Genomic DNA, 18140 nt, shown 5'->3' on the forward strand with positions numbered 1-18140 from the left:
TGAAGCTTTTTTGAAGAAAAGTTTTTTTGGAATTAGTTAAGCATCCAAATGAATTTAAGCAATACAGTCTAAGTAGCAATCCATATAACCTAATGTGAGAATACAGCGCAAAGGCAGAAAGTGCTGCTTACTAATTTTACCCTCAAACATAACGCAGGTTCCCTTTCAGGAGAACCAGGGACAAAAAAATCTACACTTAACTTTCCGCTTCGCCTTCTTCACATATGCTGTCAATTCATTAACCGTATTTAAAGAAACTAATTTGTTAACAGCCAGTTTATGTTTATCGCTGCCGGGCTCGGCGCCGCTGATATGGCGGCCAAGCATAGCCAGCAGGCATTTTTGCAGGTCGTTAAGCGGCATGTCGGCGTCAGTGTTGGTGCAGCTTATCGGCTCAAGCGTTACCGGGGCTTTGTTTACAGGACTGTTTGCAAGCACACCCGAAAAATCAGGGGCTTGTACGGCACGGGCGCCCATTACGCCGCCGCTTACATCAATGCCCTGCCAGCCAAGTATGGTGCGTACAAAAGAGGTATGGTCAAACGGAATGCCCGGATCCGGCGAACGGAATACGGTGCCCGCGGCTACACGCGGCGAGATCAGCAGCGTTGGGATGCGTACCCCCAGCTGGTTAAATGTAAAACCCGACCAATCAGTCATTTCATCGGGCGCAATGGTGGGGCCGGGCGGCACATGGTCCAAAGTGCCGCCATGCTCGTCAAATGTTACAATAAACAGGGTGGTATCCCAGTTTTTGTAGGTGCTAAGCTTGTTATAAACTTCGGCAAGCAGCTGCTCGGCCGGGCAAACGTTATAAGGCGGGTGATAGTCACTGGCAGCAACAAGCGTTTCGCCCCGCACCACTTCCGGGTAAAATACAGGCTCCAGGTAACAAAATGCAGGCAAGGTACCCTGGTTATCTATAGTGTCAAAAAATGTTTTCAGCTGTTGAAAATTGCCGGGTTGCTCTATCATCAGGTCCCTCACCTGCGGAAAGATCTCTGCCGTTATGGGGATAGGTTCCAGCGCATGCCGGTGCCAGTAAATCCCCCAATCATCGTTGCCGCAATTGCTTAACACATGGAAGATAGACCGCATGCTGGGCTGGATAACATCCAACGGATCAGTTCCGTATTTTTTATAGTTATCTACAAACCCGTTTGAAGTGCCGGCAATGGAAAACGCCCTGTTTGAAAACGTTTGAGAAGGCACGGAACAAAACCAGGCGTCGCTCACTGAATAGCTGGTGGCCAGGGTGCTTAATACCGGCAGATGGGCCGGCGTATAAAACTGCATGATCTGCGCCGGATCGCCATTATGGGGCTGCGCAGCGTAATTTGCCAGGAAACCACCCATATTCGGGATTGCGCCTGCCGGAGGGGTGGAGTATGGGTTACATTCGGTAGGCGGGATGTTGAAAACCTGCTGATTAACGTCGTACCACGGTTCCCCGGGATCGGGATTTGGAACCTCCCATTCACCGGCCGGAACCGGGTTTACAACCAGCGTTGTATCGTCGTATGTGTTGCTGAACGTGAGCGGCAGCCCGTCATACTCCGGAGCGCTGCGTGCGGGATAAACATGAGCAGGATTTGATGAGGCGTAGATCTGCCCTAATAAATTATCAAGCGAACGGTTCTCCATCATCAGCATCACTACGTTGGTTATTCCCGGCAAAAACGGCGTTGGAGGGGCTTCGGTAACAAAAGTGTTAGCCACCACGGCATAATTTACGTAAACCGGCGAATGCGCCCCGGCCTTATTGATATGATCGCGGCCCATCGGGTTGCTATTGCCTTCCGACGCATAAAAATAGGAAACGCCATAAGCAGGCAAAGCCGACGACGAGTTTACACTTGCCGGGGCCACACTTAAATCAACTTTATTGCCTAACAGCAGGATGCTGTTGTTTGCAAACGTCATGGTAATTTCGGCCTGCGTATTGTTTTCGGCAGCGCCGGTTAACCACACCATGGTAGCCGCCGCCGATTCGATAATGCCGCCGGTTAATACAAAACTCAGCGTTTCGCCGGCAGGGATCTGCGCCCCGTTTTGGATGCTTGTGCCGGCCGGGACCACGTTACTGAAACTGCCTTCGGACGTTATGCTTTGTAAAGTGAGCGCATATTGATTATTGATATTGCTGATAGAAATTTTGCATTGATGTGCCATGTGATAAAAGGTTACAGGTTATTTATTTGTTGCGGGAAACAGTACGTTGCTGTTTGTTTGCCCGCCGGGTTTGGTTTGGATAAAAATAATGTTTTATTTTTTATGATGCAATTTTGGAAGGGGGTGGCGGGGATGGGGGTAGAGAGAGATTGGATTGCACGCCGCAAAGCGTTCCATTTTTACACGGAACGGGTGGAACGCAGTGGAACATACTGATTATCAAGTGTTTTATTTTATGGCTATGATTAAGTAGTTGATAATCAGGTGGTATAAAATTGGTGTTTTGGATTTGTTGATGTAAGTTATTTATAATCAGTGTGTTCCAGTTTTTGAGTTGATTAAAATTGACGGTTTTGCCTGTTTTAACTGAACAATATGGCAGCGCTTTATAAACAACATAGCCCGGCAATTGGCCAGGCTATGCGCTATTTAACAGGTTTTTCTCTATTGGGCACATACCCCAATACTTTTCCGCCCGGATACTTTTGGATAGTTCAATACTTATCAGCGGTGTCACGAGTGCCCCACCTCTTTGGCTGGCGCGACACACTCGCGCCAAATGGGTAGAACATTATTTATTAAATAGTTAGTTATCTAAAATAAATAACTAACTATGTTTAATAATAAGCCTAATCAATGTCTGATCACAAGCATTCTTTAATCCAGGTATCTCAACAACTTCGGGATCAACTAATTTCTGACAAAAGAAAACTTGGTTTTCTTTTTGGCGCTGGAACATCTATGTCTGTTGGAATACCAGGCGTTTTAGAATTAACAAAAAACGTATCAGATAAAATTAATAAGGATTTAAAAGAGAATTTTTTAGAAATAAAAAAATTAGCTAATAGTGAAAACATAGAACATATCCTGAATAAAGTTAGAACGGTTAGAGAACTTTTAGAAGATAGCGAAGAAGCCGAAATATTTGGCATAAAAGGTAGAACGAAAGCTAAGCAATTAGATACAGAAATCTGTAAAGCAATTTCTGTTGAAGTAAACAAAAGTGGTGTTAACATTGAGCCACATATGATATTTGCAAACTGGCTATTTCAAAACCAAGCTACAAGATACTCACCAATTGAAATTTTCACGACGAATTATGACTTGCTTTTTGAAACAGCATTAGAGTATAAAAAGATTCCTTATTTTGATGGATTTGTTGGTGCTATACAGCCATTTCTAATTCCTGAATGTGTTGAAGCTGAAAATATTAAGAAGGACCAAGCGCTATATATTCCTTCAAGTTGGATTAGATTATGGAAGTTACATGGTTCTATAAATTGGTTTTTGACAACTTTTGCAGATTCAAAAAAAAGAATAATTAGAACTTCATTTAAAGATAAATCTGATACAGAATCAGAATTGATGATATATCCTTCCAAACAAAAATATGATGAATCAAGGAGATTGCCATTTTTGACTTTTCAAGATCGTTTACGTAGATTTTCTACAAGCGGCGAGGTTTTACTTGTAGTTGCTGGTTATAGTTTTGGGGATGATCATATTAACGAAATTATCTTCCAAACCCTAAGGGCAAACAAAAGGCTAGCAATCACCGCCTTAATGTATGGCGAAAAATCAGATGGGGCTGACAAAAGAAGCACAGATGTTAATATATTGAATTATGGTATTGATAATCCAAATTTAACGATAATCGGGCCTGATAAAGGTTGTATTGGCGGCGTCGTAGCTGAATGGAACCATGATGAACCTCAGATTTCATCTTTGACATTTTGGGATAATGATGCAAAGAATGCCAACTTAGGTGATTTTAAGGGCTTAGCTGATTATTTGAAAATGAATTTTGGATTAATGAAGGAATTAAAAGAATCAGCTGAACAAGATGCAAAGTGAAGTTTCTTATCTAGGGATAATTGTTAGAGTAATCGGATCAAAATTATTTGTAGATATTAGTGAAGACTTATTGTCTTCTACGCCAATAATTCGTGGTAAGCTCTACAAAGTCGGTCAAATTGGGTCTTTTGTTAAAGTTCCTTTGGGTAGCTTAAATGTATATGGCATCGTGACTATGGTAGGTTCAAATCCTATAGCGACCGTAATGGAGGACTCTAGTTTTCCTTATGGAAGACGTTGGCTTGAAATTCAACTTATTGGCGAATCAATTGGATTGCAGGGCTTTCAAAGAGGGGTCAGTATTTACCCCACGATTGATGATGAAGTACATATTGTAACTGACAAGGATTTAAAGGAAATTCACGCTACAGATAGCCCTAGTGCAGTAAGTATCGGAACATTGGCATCCTCAGACAGTCTGCCTGCATATATTGATGTAGATAAATTACTTTCAAGACACGGCGCGATTATCGGCTCAACTGGCAGTGGCAAATCGAATACGGTAACTTCCATTCTACGTTCATTGACAAGTGGATTATTTCCAAAATCAAAAATAATATTAATCGATCCCCATAGCGAATATCACACTGCTTTGAAAGATTACTCAAAAGTTTTTAGCATTGATGACATAACTAATCCGTTAAAAATTCCTTTTTGGGGATTATCTTATAATGAGTTAGCGCTTGTTTTATTTGATAAGAAGCAAGCTGCTGATACTGCTCAAGATATTTCAATTCAGGAAAAAATTTTAGAGCACAAATTTGGGATTTGTGACAAATTAAAATCTGGTTCAATAGCTAAAGAAGCTGTTACTATCGATTCGCCAATACCGTTTAATTTAAAAAAGGTATGGTATGACTTATATGTTGAAGAAAATGCCACAGTAGATGAAAAACAAGACATTCGGACTGCTGCATATATAAAAGATGGCTCTGATAATGATATAATTGGAAGTTGGGAAAATCTTGTTCCACCACAATTTAAAGCGCCAGGTACCAGTACATTGTCTCCTTTTATCTATAAAACCAATAAGATTTTAACCTCCTATTTAAATAAATTACAAGGTAAATTAAAAGACAACAGATTATCTTTTCTCTTCGATGTTGATGATTTTGATGGCGAAACTCTCGATATAGAAGATCTTTTGGGTAGTTGGTTAAATCACGACAAACCCATTACGGTTTTAGATTTAGGCGGCGTTCCTTTTGAAATTATGGATATGGTTGTTGGATTAATATCGAAAATATTATTTGAAAGTTCGTTTTGGGGAAGATATATACCTGGTTTTGGTAGGCAAAGACCCATACTTATGGTTTTTGAAGAGGCACATTCCTACTTGCCTAGAGGTGGTTCAAGCGCAACTGTTACAGGGTATGCAAGTAGATCCGTTCGTAGGATATGTAAAGAGGGGCGTAAATATGGTATTGGAGCATTAGTCGTTAGCCAGCGACCATCAGATCTGGATGAAACAATTCTATCTCAATGTGGCACTTTTATAGCTTTACGATTATCAAACACACAAGATCAAGGCATTATCAATGCCGCATTGCCGGACAACTTAGGCTCCATTTCAGAACTATTACCTTCTTTAAGAACGGGTGAAGCAATTATAGTAGGTGAAGCTGTTAAAATACCGAGTAGAGTGAGACTACCATTAATAGAGCCACGCCCCGATAGCGGTGATCCCGAACCGTCTAAAGCGTGGAAAGATGTTTCAGTCGAAAATCCTCAATTTAACAAGGCCATTGAATTCTGGCGAAAACAAAAAGTAGAAAAAACTTAAATCTAAAATTAAATAAACATGGAAATGCAATCAGTTACATCAACAGACATATCAGAAATCGGATACGATTATGATTCAGCAACTCTAAGAATTATTTTTTTAAAAGGAGGCACGTGCTACGAATATTATAGTGTGCCTGATGAAGTATATAATGGTCTAATAAATGCTCCATCGATAGGTCAGTATTTTAACATTCATATTAAAAAGGCAGGGTACGCATTTGCTAAATACTAAAAAGTTAAGTACTCATCTACCAGCCTGGCGTGAGTATCCGGGCTGGCCAAAAAAGGTGGGCTACTCGTGCTCCGCGTTTAGGTAACCCGCTTCAATCTTACCGCATCGTCCTTGCGAGGCTGGTTGCTTGCAACCTGCTTCGAAGCAATCTCTACGCCATCCATATACGGGAGTGAAAAGCCATGTGTTAACTAATAAGGCGGCTGTAAGGTCATTATCCAGCATAAAGGTTCCTAATTGTCCTTAGTAGAGGTTGCTTCGTTCCTCGCAATGACGTGACGGATCAGGCGGCTGTAAGGTCATTATCAGCATAAAGGTTCCTGATTGTCCTTAGTAGAGTTTGCTTCGTTCCTCAATACGCGCGGAGAATTTTTTGTCAATCGTAAAACATTATTGTAAGTACGCCCCCTGATCACGGCCCGGTTACAGGGTTATTACTTACAGAAACAGTAGTGGTGCTGACAACATCAACAGGAATACTGACAGGGGCAACAACATTTCCGGCGGCAGCATTTTCCGGCGCATCTTCTGCGACTGGCTTATTTTCAGAAGCCCGCATGGTTAAAAAGGTAACGCCGCTTATCCCGGTTAAGGCCAGCAAAGTATCGCTCAATTCGGGCATTACGCAGCCGCTCTGCACGTGGCTCACTTTCATTACATACACAATTATGGCTATTGCAGTCCACACAAAATTCTGAAACCGGTGTATGCTCACACCGTTGTCGTCTGATAAAATATCGGCGAAAAAACCCTTCGACGGCCGATTTTGATGCCGTGGTCTGTTATCAAGCATTTCGCGTTTATCAATAATGGCCGCTGCCGTCAGGATGCCGGTGCCGATGCCCATTAATACCAAGGCGGTTTTATTGATGGCGCCTTCCGCGCAGTCGCCCTTGGTTAACGACAAATAAATATACGACGAAGCTATGATCACCGTCCACGCGGCAAACTGTGTTTTTGCCAGATTGAAAGGACTTTTTTTATTTAGTAATTTAGTTTTTGTGCGGCGCTGCACTTTTGAAACTTCTTCATCAAACTGGTCGCAGTCGCTTATCTCGTCGCGAAGCATATTGGTGTACGCACCAAGTCCGATAGATAACAACAGGATAACGCCTATAATGCAAAACGCTTGCATGTCGTGCCCATCATAGGTCTTAGCGTGCCCGCAACCAGATAATCCCGCAACTACAGCCGCCGCGGAGAAAACAATTAAAAATCGTTTCATATTTTAGATCTTAAATATTGGTTTGCCGGCTTGCCCGGAATTTTATTGGTTCAGCTGTATTTTATTACGGCGTTATCGTGATAGGTATAATTCATTAAAATCCGGCAAATAACTAGTGAAACAGGTTAACGTGAACAAGCAATCAATTTAAATGATGCTGAATTACGGTTTAGGTAATTTTTCTAAATATAAAAAAAGGTTTTTGAAAAGCAAATGCTTAAAGCGTGTTTTGATGACCGTTTGAATTAAGCCGGTTTGGTGCGTTCGGGCTGTGCCTTAAGGTTTTAAAAAAACGCCTTGAACCCTTTTTAGCGCGAGTATATAGGCAGGCCAAAACAGGTGGGCGACCCGCAACCAACCAATCCCCCGCGTTAGGGAAGTGGATACCGGCTACAGGCGTTAGGCCGCAAGGCCGGTATCCGCTTCAATCCCTGGCGCGAAAAAACTTGAACCATGATTAGCTTGATTTCAGGATGGAAGGATGCTGTGTGTCGGTAGTTTTCAGGCTGCTGGTAATTTTACAGCCTGCATCATAAAAATCCATTTAATCCCTTAATCCCGGTTCCCGGTTCACCAACCCATAAATATGCTCATCCAAAATCACCCCGTTTTTAATGACAGCGCTTTTCAAAACGCCTTCTTTTATAAAGCCAGCTTTTTCCAATACCCGCATTGATCGCGGATTGTTACAGAATACTCCGGCCTGCAGGCGTACAATATCAAGGTTGGTAAATGCATAATTAACAAATAACTTTATTGCCTTCGGCATAATACCCTTACCCCAGCAGGCTTCACCAAGCCAATAGCCCATTAAAGGGGCTTTGCGGTAAACATCATCCCTCATTTCAATCCCAACAACACCGGCAAGCGCTCCATCAATATCAATTACAAAATTGAGCAAAGGATCCTGTTTTATCATTAAGGTTATCCATTCAACAGCGTTATCCATGGTGTATGGATGCGGAAAACTATCTAACAGGTACGAAGAAATACTAATGTTATCAGCATGCTTTTGTAATGACGCAGCATCATCTGTCCTCCATCCGCGAAGCGAAAAACCTTGTCCTTTAATTTCCATTTTGTAACAAAACAATACTAAAATTACGAATGATTAGGAAACTGTTTATATTGTGAGGTTGATTAGGCTTATTAAGGGTAACACTATTTTATCACAATAAGCTGATCCGTTAATAATAAACTGACCCAATATGAAAAAAATAATTACCCTTTTCTTATTACCCATCTGTACGGGCGTATTTGCTCAAAAGCTGGGCACATTATCCGTTGAAAAAATCATGCGCGATCCCAAATGGATCGGCACATCACCATCAAACATCCGCTGGAGCGATGACAGCAAAAAGATTTTTTTTAAATGGAATCCTGAAAATGCAGATCGTGATCAGTTATTTGCTATAACACCAACAAACATTGAGCCCGAAAAAGTCAGTATTGATGAACAAAAAGCCATGGTCCCGGAGTATGGCGACTGGAATAAAAAACGTACCTTAAAAGTTTTTGAAAAAAATGGCGATATCTGGTTCTCTGATATTAAAACAGGTAAGATCAGGCAGCTAACCAACACAGCTGATCGTGAGAACAGTCCTTCTTTTAGTGGTGATGAAAGCAAAGTAATATTTACAAAAGGCGATAATTTGTATTCGCTCAGCATCAATGGCGGCGAATTAGTACAGCTAACTAATTTCACGCGAGCAGCGGCGGGGACTCCGGCTGTTCCACCTGCAGGCAGAAGAGGCAGGGATGCCCGCAGGAGTGGTGATGATAAGGCCGCAGGCAACGAGCAGGAACGCTGGCTTAAAAGCGAACAACTTGAATTATTTGATATTATAAAAGTAAAAGATAAAGACAGGAAGCTTGACTCGATTGGGCGCAAGGAATTTGAGCCAAAAAAATTAAAGGAAATAGCTACTGACGACCGTTCTGTTGACGGGGCTCAGCTTAGTCCGGACGGGCGTTATATAACTTATCGCCTTGCCAAATATCCCGAAGGTGTGAAAAGCGCCATAGTGCCTGACTATTTAACGGCATCAGGCTTTACGGAGGACATCCCTAACCGTACTAAGGTGGGCGGACCGCAAACTGTTTTTGAGTCCTTTGTTTTTGATAAGCAGAGGGATACGGTTTATAAAATTGTAACCTCGAATATTCCGGGTATAAAGGATCTGCCAGCCTATGTAAAAGATTACCCCAAAGAGTTAGAAAAACGTACCAAAAGTAATGAAGACAGGCAGGTGATTATCCGCGATATTTACTGGAGTCAGGATGGCAAAAATGCTATTGTTGAGGTAAGCGCCCAGGATAATAAGGATAAGTGGATAATGAAGCTTAATCCTGCCACAGGAAGCTTGAGCTTAATGGACAGGGAGCATAACGATGCATGGGTTGGCGGCGCTGGCCAGGGAAACGCAGGCTGGACGGATAACACCCATTTTTATTTTGAAAGCGAAGCCAGCGGGTACGCTCACATTTACCTGCTGGATGTAACAAACAGAACAAGAAAACAGCTCACCAGCGGCAAATGGGAAGTACAGACCTTGCAGTTATCAAACGATAAAAAAACATTTTACTTTACCGCCAATATTGAGCATCCGGGCATTACGCACTTTTACCGGATCCCGGTAAGCGGAGGTGAGCCTGCTAAAATAACCACTATGAAAGGGGGCAATGAAGTAACCTTGTCGCCTGATGAAAAGTGGCTGGCTATCCGTTACTCCTACTCAAACAAACCATGGGAGCTGTATGTGCAGCCAAATAAACCGGGTGCAAAAGCCGAGCAGGTTACCCGTTCGGTAAGTGAAGAATTTAAATCGTACCCATGGCGCGAGCCGCAGGTTATCACCTTTAAAAACCGTTATGGCAGCGATGTGTATGCGCGCCTGTATGTTCCCCAAAAGCAGGATACTGCAAAGCCCGCGGTAGTGTTTGTACACGGCGCCGGTTACCTGCAAAACGTACATTACTGGTGGAGCTCATACTTTCGCGAGTTTATGTTTAACAATATGCTGGCCGATAATGGCTATACCGTATTAGATGTTGATTACTCGGGAAGTGCGGGTTACGGCCGCGACTGGCGTACCGCTATTTACCGCCACATGGGCGGTAAAGACCTTACCGACCAGGAAGACGGTGTAAAAATGCTGGTTGATAAATATGGTGTAAACCCTAAACATGTTGGCTTATATGGAGGTTCATACGGTGGGTTTATTACACTGATGGCTATGTTTACTGAGCCAAACACCTGGGCTGCCGGTGGTGCTATCCGCTCGGTAACAGACTGGGCGCATTATAACCACGGCTATACCGATGATATTTTAAACGAGCCTTATAATGATGAAAAATCGTATCGCCTAAGCTCTCCCATATATTTTGCCGATGGCCTTAAAGGTAACCTGCTGATGCTGCATGGCATGGTTGATCAGAATGTAAACTACCAGGACATTATCCGCCTAAGTCAGCGCCTGATAGAGCTGCATAAAGAAAACTGGGAGCTGGCCTCATACCCCGTAGAAGACCACGGTTTTGTACAACCCAGCAGCTGGACGGATGAGTATAAACGCATTTATAAGCTGTTTGAAACAACGTTGAAGAAATAAACCATTATTCTTGTATTTATTTAGGAGCTTCCCGCGAGATCGGGGAGCTTTTTTTGCAGGAAACACAATACCTTGTGTCTCTGAACGGCGCATGAATTTTCAATTCAAAACCGAACGGCCTAATGTTCCGTTACAATAGTTAGTGTAAATTGATGATTTGCTGTTTTATTTTTTCTACACTCATGATTGGGGTCTCCTTGTGTCAACCCTAATCAGTACGACACAGATTGTGCAAAAATGGAACGCTTGCAGCCCCCTCTGGAGCAAAATCCCCGCAGATTGCAACGATAAGTTTCCAGGCAATAAAAGCAGCAATAGCAAGCCCGGTGAAGAGTTTAAGGAGCGAGTAGTTTGTCTGAATCAGAGTTTACAGAATTATTGAATTTTCAAGATGCTAAGAATTCTGTTAATTCTTAAATTCTGTAAATTCTGATTCAGACAATTTTCCCGATATTTAACCATGAAAAAAGCTGCATGGATTTTACTGCTGTTTTGCTTTGCCTGCACCTCAAAGCCGAAGGCTCCCGTTGCGTATATCAGCTCTGCAGACAGTAACCGTTCCGTCAAATTTAAGGGACTTGATTACGCCATCGTAAGCGAGATCAACCGCGACCCGATACCTGGCATTTGGGAAAACCTTTTACCTGTTTACCGTATGCCTGCCGATACCGACCTGAAAAACTATCAGCCTGTGCAGCATGGCCTGTATATATTAAAAGATAGTGCTGTAATATTTACACCCGATACGCCTTTTGTAAAAGGGCAAACCTATTTTATGCGCTATTATCAATTTAAAGGCGAAAACATTTGGGACTATATTAAAGGTAAAAAAAGATTAGGCAGGGTGGGATATAGTGATTTGGTTATTAGGTTTTGAGAAAGTTGTAAGGGTTGTAAAAGTTGTACAGGTTACAAAAATAAACTGCTATGCACTTACAACCTTTACAACAACTGTAACTTCTTCAACTAAAATCCTTTGAAAAAACAAAAAAAATTACTACATTTGCATTTGAATTAAAAAAGAGGGGGCGTTTGTCCCCTCTTTTATTTTATCAATCAAATTATTTGAGAGATAGTGAATATTGAAAAAAGAGTAAAGGAACTGGTAGAAGAGAAAATTGCCGATAAGCCAAACCTGTTTTTAGTGGATATAAAAATGCACAGCAACGGGAAGCTGATGATATTGGTTGATGGCGATAACGGGATAGGCATTGATGATTGTGTGGCCATAAGCAGGCATGTAGGCTTCCATCTGGAAGAGGGAAATGTGATAGAAACTGCTTATAACCTGGAAGTTTCATCGCCGGGGATTGATACGCCGCTAACATCATTAAGGCAATATACCAAAAACATTGGCCGTAGTTTAGCCATTAAAATGGCGGATGGCGCCAAACGGGAAGGCAAGCTTAAAGGTATTACTGAAGATGCCGTTATAATAGACGAAATAATAAAAGAAAAAGGGAAAAAGGCTGAAACTGTTGAGAGCGTGATCCCAATTGATAAAATAACAGAGACAAAAGTTTTAATATCATTCAAGTAGAAAATGAGCAATATTAATTTAATTGATTCTTTTCAGGAATTTAAAGATTTCAAAAACATCGATCGCCCAACGATGATGAGCGTGCTGGAAGACGTTTTCAGAAGCATGATCAGGAAAAAATACGGCACCGACGAAAATTGCGACGTAATTGTTAATACGGATAACGGTGACTTGGAGATCTGGCGTACCCGTAAGGTTATGGAAGATGGCTTTAGCGAGGATGATGACCTGGAAATTGAGCTTAAAGAGGCGAAAATGTTAGACCCCAGCCTTGAAGTTGGTGATGAGCATATTGAGCAGATAACTTTAGAGAGCTTTGGCCGCCGTGCTATATTAGCAGCACGCCAGACACTGGTTTCTAAAATTTTAGAACTGGAGAAAGACGAGATCTTTAAAAAATATAAAGACCGCGTGGGCGAAATTGTTACCGGCGAGGTTTACCAGGTTTGGAAAAAAGAAACCCTGGTGCTTGATGATGAAGGCAATGAACTGTTGCTGCCAAAATCAGAGCAGATCCCTGCCGACTACTTTAAAAAAGGCGATAGCGTAAAAGCTGTTGTTGATAAGGTAGATATGCTGAACAGCAACCCTAAGATCATTATATCGCGCACTGCACCAGAGTTTTTACAGCGTTTGTTTGAACAGGAAGTGCCGGAAATTTTCGACGGATTAATCACCATTAAAAAAATTGTACGTGAACCGGGCGAAAGAGCTAAGGTAGCGGTTGAATCATACGATGATCGTATTGATCCGGTTGGCGCCTGTGTGGGTATGAAAGGATCACGCATTCATGGTATCGTACGTGAGCTGAAAAACGAAAATATTGATGTTATAAACTACACCAATAATTTGCAGTTGTACATTCAGCGTGCGTTATCACCGGCTAAGATCACCTCTATTAAATTAGATGATGAGAAAAAAACGGCCGCTGTTTATTTAAAACCCGACCAGGTTTCATTAGCAATCGGTCGTGGCGGACACAATATTAAACTTGCAGGTAAGCTTACAGGTTATGAAATTGATGTTTACCGCGAAGCGGATGAAACTGATGAAGATGTGGATATTGAAGAATTTACAGATGAAATTGACAGCTGGATTATTGATGAATTTAAACGGATTGGTTTAGATACAGCAAAGTCAGTACTGGCATTAACGGTAGGCGAATTAGTAAAACGCACCGATTTGGAAGAAGAAACTGTAAAAGAAGTACTATCAATTCTGCAAGCTGAGTTTGAATAAGTGTAATAACAAAAATTAAAATCGTATTTTTGCACAAAAAAGCAGAGAATTAATTATAATAAATGTCAGAAGACAAATCCATAAAATTATTTACAGCGGCAAAAGAGCTGAATATCGGTACAGGTACTATCGTTGACTTTTTGGCAACGAAAGGGTATAAGGTACAAAAACACCCTACTACCCAGCTTGATAGCGATATGTACAGCGCTCTTTTGAAAGAATTTGCTGTGGATAAAATTATTAAGGAGGAAGCTAAGCAGATCAGTATCGGAAAGATAAGAAAAGAAGAGCCTGCACCGTTTCCCGAAAAACCAATAGAGAACCGCCGTTCACGTGATTTTGAAAATGAAGAGATCCTGATAAAAGGGATCGGCAATCATTACAATCCGCCGCCGGTGGAAAAACCAAAACCTGTTGAGCCACCAAAGCCCGAAAAGATTGAAGAGCAGCATAACGAGGTTTTACCAGGTGTAAAAATAGTTGGTAAAATAGATCTTGCTAACCTTAATGCTAAACCGCAGCAAGTTGAAAAACCTGTTGTGAAAAAAGAGGAAGAGGTTGTTAAGCCCGAAGCTGTAGTGCCTGCACCTCAGCCCGAGCCGGTAAAAGAAGAGCCAAAAGAAGTAATTCCGGAAGCGCCTAAAGCCGAAGAAGTTAAAAAAGAAGTTGCACCGGTTGTTGCAGCGCCGGTTGAACAGGTTGAACCAATTGAATTAGTTGAACCTGTTAAACCAGTTGCGGCAGCTGAGCCTGCGCCGGAAGTTGCAGCACCTGCCGCTGCCGATGAGCCACAGGCGCCGGAAGTAATTCGCGCAAAAGCCGAACGCTTAACAGGCCCTAACGTTATTGGAAAGATCCAGCTGCCGGTTAATGCGCCAAAACGCAATCCTGTAGCTTCATCATCAAATACCAATAGCGCAGCAGATCATAAACGCAAAAGAAAACGTAAAGATAACCAGGGCCCCGGCCATAATAACCAGGGGGGCGGCAACCAGCAGATTAATCCGGCCAACCTTGCGCCAAATCCTCCGGGGTCACAGCAAGCGCATGGCGGCAATCGTCCCGATTTCAGGAACAGGGGAAATAACCCCGGCGCAGGAGCACCTCATCAGGGTGGTGGCGGCGGTAATCGTCCGGATTTCAGGAATAACCGTAATACATCACCAAATACTGGTCCGAAGGAAGAACCTTCAGAAAAGGATATCCAGGATCAGATTAAGGCAACATTAGCACGCCTTAGCGGTGCCGGTAAATCAGGTAAGTTTGCACAGCGTGCTAAATTCCGCCGTCAAAAGCGTGATGATGTAGCTGCTACTGCCGAAGAGCTGGCAATGGAGAATGAATTGCAATCAAAAGTATTAAAGGTTACTGAGTTTGTAACGGCTAATGAATTGGCTTCAATGATGGATGTTTCTGTAACGCAGATCATCTCTACCTGTATGAGCCTGGGCATGTTCGTATCCATAAACCAAAGGCTTGATGCTGAAACGCTGAGCATTGTTGCTGACGAATTTGGTTATCAGATTGAATTTGTAAAACCACAGGATGAAGAGGGAAGCCTTGATCAGCCTGATGATCCGGAGGATTTGATCCCGCGTGCGCCGATTGTAACCATAATGGGCCACGTTGACCATGGTAAAACATCATTGCTTGACTTTATCCGTAAAACAAACGTTATAGGTGGCGAAGCCGGGGGTATTACCCAGCACATTGGCGCTTATGAAGTGAGGTTGCCGGATGATAAAGGAAAAATAACATTTTTGGATACGCCGGGTCACGAAGCGTTTACCGCAATGCGTGCAAGGGGTGCCCAGGTAACAGATATAGTAATTATAGTAATTGCAGCTGATGATAGCGTGATGCCGCAAACCCGCGAGGCCATAAACCACGCGCAGGCTGCAGGAGCGCCTATTATTTTTGCCTTCAATAAAATTGACAGGCCGGGTGCAAATGCTGATAAGATCCGCGAACAGCTTTCGGCCATGAACATTTTGGTTGAAGAATGGGGTGGTAAATACCAGTCGCAAGAGATCTCAGCCAAAACAGGCTTAAATGTCGATCTTTTATTAGAAAAAGTATTGCTTGAAGCCGAGTTGCTTGAGCTTAAAGCCAACCCTAATAAACGTGCCGTGGGTACTGTTATTGAAGCTGCTTTAGATAAGGGGCGTGGTATTGTTACCACTATATTGGTACAGGCCGGTAATTTAAAAGTAGGGGATCCGATACTTGCAGGCTGTTACAGCGGGCGTGTAAAGGCATTAACAAATGAGCGTGGCCAAAGAGTTGAGTCCGCCGGCCCGTCAACACCTGTACAGGTGCTTGGCATGCAGGGCGCACCAACAGCGGGTGATAAATTTAACGTGCTTGAAAGTGAAGTTGAGGCCCGTGAAATTGCCAACAAACGTTTACAATTACAACGCGAACAAGGTTTACGCACACAAAAACACATCACGCTTGATGAAATTGGCCGCCGTTTGGCAGTTGGTAACTTTAAGGAGCTTAACATTATTGTTAAAGGTGACGTTGACGGATCAATCGAAGCATTGTCAGATTCATTACTAAAACTTTCAACTGAGCAGATCCAGGTAAATATTATATCAAAAGCTGTTGGGCAGATCTCAGAATCTGACGTATTGCTGGCTTCGGCCTCTGATGCAATTATCATAGGTTTCCAGGTACGCCCATCAGGTAGTGCACGTAAACTGGCTGAGGCAGAGCAGATAGATATAAGGCTTTACTCTATCATTTACGATGCGATAAATGAAATTAAGGCAGCTATGGAAGGCATGCTTGCGCCAACCTTCGAAGAGAAGATTGTTGCGAACGTTGAGATCCGTGAAACCTTCAAGATCAGCAAGGTTGGTACAATTGCCGGCTGTATGGTGCTTGATGGTAAAATTACGCGTAACAGTAAGATCCGCATTATCCGTGAGGGTGTTGTAATTTACACCGGCGAATTGGCTTCACTAAAACGCTTTAAAGATGATGTTAAAGAAGTTAGCGCTAATTATGAGTGCGGCTTAAACATTCAGAACTTTAATAATATTGAAGTAGGCGACATTGTTGAAGCCTATGAAAATGTAGAAGTTAAGCGCAAACTGTAATTTTAATATAACTTAAGTAAAAGGCTCCCCGGAAATTCGAGGGCGCTGAAAAAGTGGCTATTTATCAAAAGAGGCTATTTTCTATATAGAAAATAGCCTCTTTTTCTTTGGCGTATTTGGACAGGTGGTGGAGAGCACTTTCATATAGACGATTCTCAGAGCGTCTATTTTACTTGTGCGATCATCTCTTTAACCTTATAGGACTTTTTCAGCGCCCTCGAAATTCCGGGGAGCCTTTTTTGCATTGCTACTTTCCAGTACTGGGGCGGTGATGCGTTTTAGCATGATGGTGCGCCTTGTGATGCTTATGATGGACCCTTTTGTGGTGCACAGTCTGTGCATTTACAGCGCTGAAGCTGAACACAGCTAATAAAATAATTGCCAATACTTTTAATGATTTCATATTATTTGGGGTTAATAATGTTGCCAATATTACAGATGATGTTTGGAAGCAGGAATGAATTTTTGTAACATTATTAAAACAATTAGTAGCATTTGAAATTAGATGATACTTAATTTAAAACTAAAAACACAGTTTTTTTAAAAAAACGCCGAAACTCCTTGGTTATTAGCATAATCTCGCGTAAATTCCATTTTTAACCGTTAACCCCAATTTAGCCTTAGTTCATGAATAAAAATATTTACCTGTTTTCAACAGTGCTTCTCTTTTGCGCGTTTTTTTGCCAAAACTTGTTTGCACAGGCAGCATTGAGCGATAGTAGTTCGCAGCAAAATGCACTAAATAACGCGATAATCCTATATAGTACATCATTAGGGAACCAGGCGCCAATTTATACGGGCCCTGAATATTATTTTTATGACCCCCATATTAAAGGCAATGCTTATTTTAAGGAAGTAAACGGTTTTACAAAAGGATCGGTTTATTACGACGGCATTTTATATAATAACATTTCTATGTTATATGACCTTAATCTTGACCAGGTTGTTGTGCTGTTACCCAGTCATGTCTCAAAGTTTATGCTACTAAAAGAGCGGGTAAAAAGTTTCGACTTTCTGGGCGCTCATTTTATCAATATCAACGTTGACACGCTGACTAATACTGTTCTTAAATCAGGGTTTTACAACCAACTTTATAGTGGCAAATCTGAACTGTTGGGCAAATATTCAAAGAGTATCCAAACTACTACAAGTTCAATAACCGGATTAGAAAATTATTTCAGCCAGACAAAAGATTATTATATAAAGAAAAGCAACGTTTACCGCAGCTTTGGCAGCCAGGCATCGCTTCTTGATGTTTTAAAAGACAAAAAGAAGGAATTAAAGAAATATATTAAGGCTAATAATATCGTATACAACGACAACCCCGAAGAGGCCATGGTCAAAATCACAACCTATTACGACCACTTATCAAATTAAT

The 18140-nt window shown here is 42.0% G+C and carries 13 protein-coding genes; 10 read left to right on the top strand and 3 right to left on the bottom strand.

What is annotated here, in order from left to right; translation table 11 throughout:
* Window positions 1-165: 165 nt before the first annotated feature.
* Window positions 166-2172: an alkaline phosphatase family protein gene (locus JWQ54_RS11300; RefSeq protein WP_299584597.1), complete on the bottom strand. Its 2007-nt coding sequence runs from the start codon at window positions 2170-2172 to the stop codon at window positions 166-168.
* A gap of 375 nt (window positions 2173-2547) precedes the next feature.
* Here JWQ54_RS11300 and JWQ54_RS11305 point away from each other — a divergent pair, with 375 nt between their 5' ends.
* From JWQ54_RS11305 to JWQ54_RS29170, 4 genes are all read left to right on the top strand, one after another.
* Window positions 2548-2739 (top strand): hypothetical protein, encoded by a 192-nt coding sequence (locus JWQ54_RS11305; RefSeq protein WP_299584600.1) that lies wholly within the window; start codon window positions 2548-2550, stop codon window positions 2737-2739.
* Between the two features lie 69 nt (window positions 2740-2808).
* Window positions 2809-4026: an SIR2 family protein gene (locus tag JWQ54_RS11310; RefSeq protein ID WP_299584603.1), complete on the top strand. Its 1218-nt coding sequence runs from the start codon at window positions 2809-2811 to the stop codon at window positions 4024-4026.
* Window positions 4016-5809 (top strand): DUF87 domain-containing protein, encoded by a 1794-nt coding sequence (locus tag JWQ54_RS11315; protein WP_299584606.1) that lies wholly within the window; start codon window positions 4016-4018, stop codon window positions 5807-5809. The genes JWQ54_RS11310 and JWQ54_RS11315 overlap by 11 nt, the downstream gene beginning before the upstream one ends.
* A gap of 24 nt (window positions 5810-5833) precedes the next feature.
* Window positions 5834-6043, top strand: a complete 210-nt coding sequence (locus JWQ54_RS29170; RefSeq protein WP_367187093.1) for a KTSC domain-containing protein — start codon at window positions 5834-5836, stop codon at window positions 6041-6043.
* Between the two features lie 412 nt (window positions 6044-6455).
* On the opposite strand, the gene JWQ54_RS11320 is transcribed toward JWQ54_RS29170, so the two are convergent.
* Both JWQ54_RS11320 and JWQ54_RS11325 read right to left on the bottom strand, forming a co-directional pair.
* A complete protein-coding gene (locus tag JWQ54_RS11320; protein ID WP_299584609.1) occupies window positions 6456-7268 on the bottom strand; it encodes a hypothetical protein in 813 nt (270 codons plus the stop codon).
* 544 nt (window positions 7269-7812) lie between these two features.
* Window positions 7813-8346, bottom strand: a complete 534-nt coding sequence (locus tag JWQ54_RS11325) for a GNAT family protein (RefSeq protein WP_299584612.1) — start codon at window positions 8344-8346, stop codon at window positions 7813-7815.
* 130 nt (window positions 8347-8476) lie between these two features.
* Here JWQ54_RS11325 and JWQ54_RS11330 point away from each other — a divergent pair, with 130 nt between their 5' ends.
* The 6 genes from JWQ54_RS11330 to JWQ54_RS11355 all read left to right on the top strand — a co-directional run bounded on the left by JWQ54_RS11330 (window position 8477) and on the right by JWQ54_RS11355 (window position 18139).
* Entirely contained in the window at window positions 8477-10879 is a 2403-nt protein-coding gene (locus JWQ54_RS11330) for a prolyl oligopeptidase family serine peptidase (RefSeq protein WP_299584615.1), read from the top strand.
* Between the two features lie 460 nt (window positions 10880-11339).
* Window positions 11340-11756, top strand: a complete 417-nt coding sequence (locus tag JWQ54_RS11335) for a hypothetical protein (RefSeq protein WP_299584618.1) — start codon at window positions 11340-11342, stop codon at window positions 11754-11756.
* A gap of 198 nt (window positions 11757-11954) precedes the next feature.
* The gene (gene rimP / locus JWQ54_RS11340) at window positions 11955-12419 is read left to right on the top strand and encodes a ribosome assembly cofactor RimP (RefSeq protein WP_299584621.1); all 465 of its coding nucleotides are present in this window, start codon (window positions 11955-11957) and stop codon (window positions 12417-12419) included.
* A 3-nt stretch (window positions 12420-12422) separates the two neighbouring features.
* Complete coding sequence (gene nusA, locus JWQ54_RS11345) at window positions 12423-13658, top strand: transcription termination factor NusA (RefSeq protein WP_299584624.1); 1236 nt, start codon at window positions 12423-12425, stop codon at window positions 13656-13658.
* A 62-nt stretch (window positions 13659-13720) separates the two neighbouring features.
* Window positions 13721-16762, top strand: a complete 3042-nt coding sequence (gene infB, locus JWQ54_RS11350; protein ID WP_299584627.1) for a translation initiation factor IF-2 — start codon at window positions 13721-13723, stop codon at window positions 16760-16762.
* 627 nt (window positions 16763-17389) lie between these two features.
* A complete protein-coding gene (locus JWQ54_RS11355) occupies window positions 17390-18139 on the top strand; it encodes a hypothetical protein (RefSeq protein ID WP_299584630.1) in 750 nt (249 codons plus the stop codon).
* Window position 18140: the final 1 nt, after the last annotated feature.

It is taken from the genome of Mucilaginibacter sp., from assembly GCF_028288225.1.
GTDB lineage: Bacteria > Bacteroidota > Bacteroidia > Sphingobacteriales > Sphingobacteriaceae > Mucilaginibacter.

What these genes read in the sequence shown, in the direction of transcription:
- JWQ54_RS11335 (WP_299584618.1), top strand. Translation starts at nt 11,340, where the DNA reads ATGAAAAAAGCTGCATGGATTTTACTGCTGTTTTGCTTTGCCTGCACC.
- nusA (WP_299584624.1), top strand. Translation starts at nt 12,423, where the DNA reads ATGAGCAATATTAATTTAATTGATTCTTTTCAGGAATTTAAAGATTTC.
- JWQ54_RS11320 (WP_299584609.1), bottom strand. Translation starts at nt 7,268, where the DNA reads ATGAAACGATTTTTAATTGTTTTCTCCGCGGCGGCTGTAGTTGCGGGA.
- JWQ54_RS11330 (WP_299584615.1), top strand. Translation starts at nt 8,477, where the DNA reads ATGAAAAAAATAATTACCCTTTTCTTATTACCCATCTGTACGGGCGTA.
- JWQ54_RS11325 (WP_299584612.1), bottom strand. Translation starts at nt 8,346, where the DNA reads ATGGAAATTAAAGGACAAGGTTTTTCGCTTCGCGGATGGAGGACAGAT.
- JWQ54_RS11305 (WP_299584600.1), top strand. Translation starts at nt 2,548, where the DNA reads ATGGCAGCGCTTTATAAACAACATAGCCCGGCAATTGGCCAGGCTATG.
- JWQ54_RS11355 (WP_299584630.1), top strand. Translation starts at nt 17,390, where the DNA reads ATGAATAAAAATATTTACCTGTTTTCAACAGTGCTTCTCTTTTGCGCG.
- JWQ54_RS29170 (WP_367187093.1), top strand. Translation starts at nt 5,834, where the DNA reads ATGCAATCAGTTACATCAACAGACATATCAGAAATCGGATACGATTAT.
- JWQ54_RS11310 (WP_299584603.1), top strand. Translation starts at nt 2,809, where the DNA reads ATGTCTGATCACAAGCATTCTTTAATCCAGGTATCTCAACAACTTCGG.
- JWQ54_RS11300 (WP_299584597.1), bottom strand. Translation starts at nt 2,172, where the DNA reads ATGGCACATCAATGCAAAATTTCTATCAGCAATATCAATAATCAATAT.
- infB (WP_299584627.1), top strand. Translation starts at nt 13,721, where the DNA reads ATGTCAGAAGACAAATCCATAAAATTATTTACAGCGGCAAAAGAGCTG.
- JWQ54_RS11315 (WP_299584606.1), top strand. Translation starts at nt 4,016, where the DNA reads ATGCAAAGTGAAGTTTCTTATCTAGGGATAATTGTTAGAGTAATCGGA.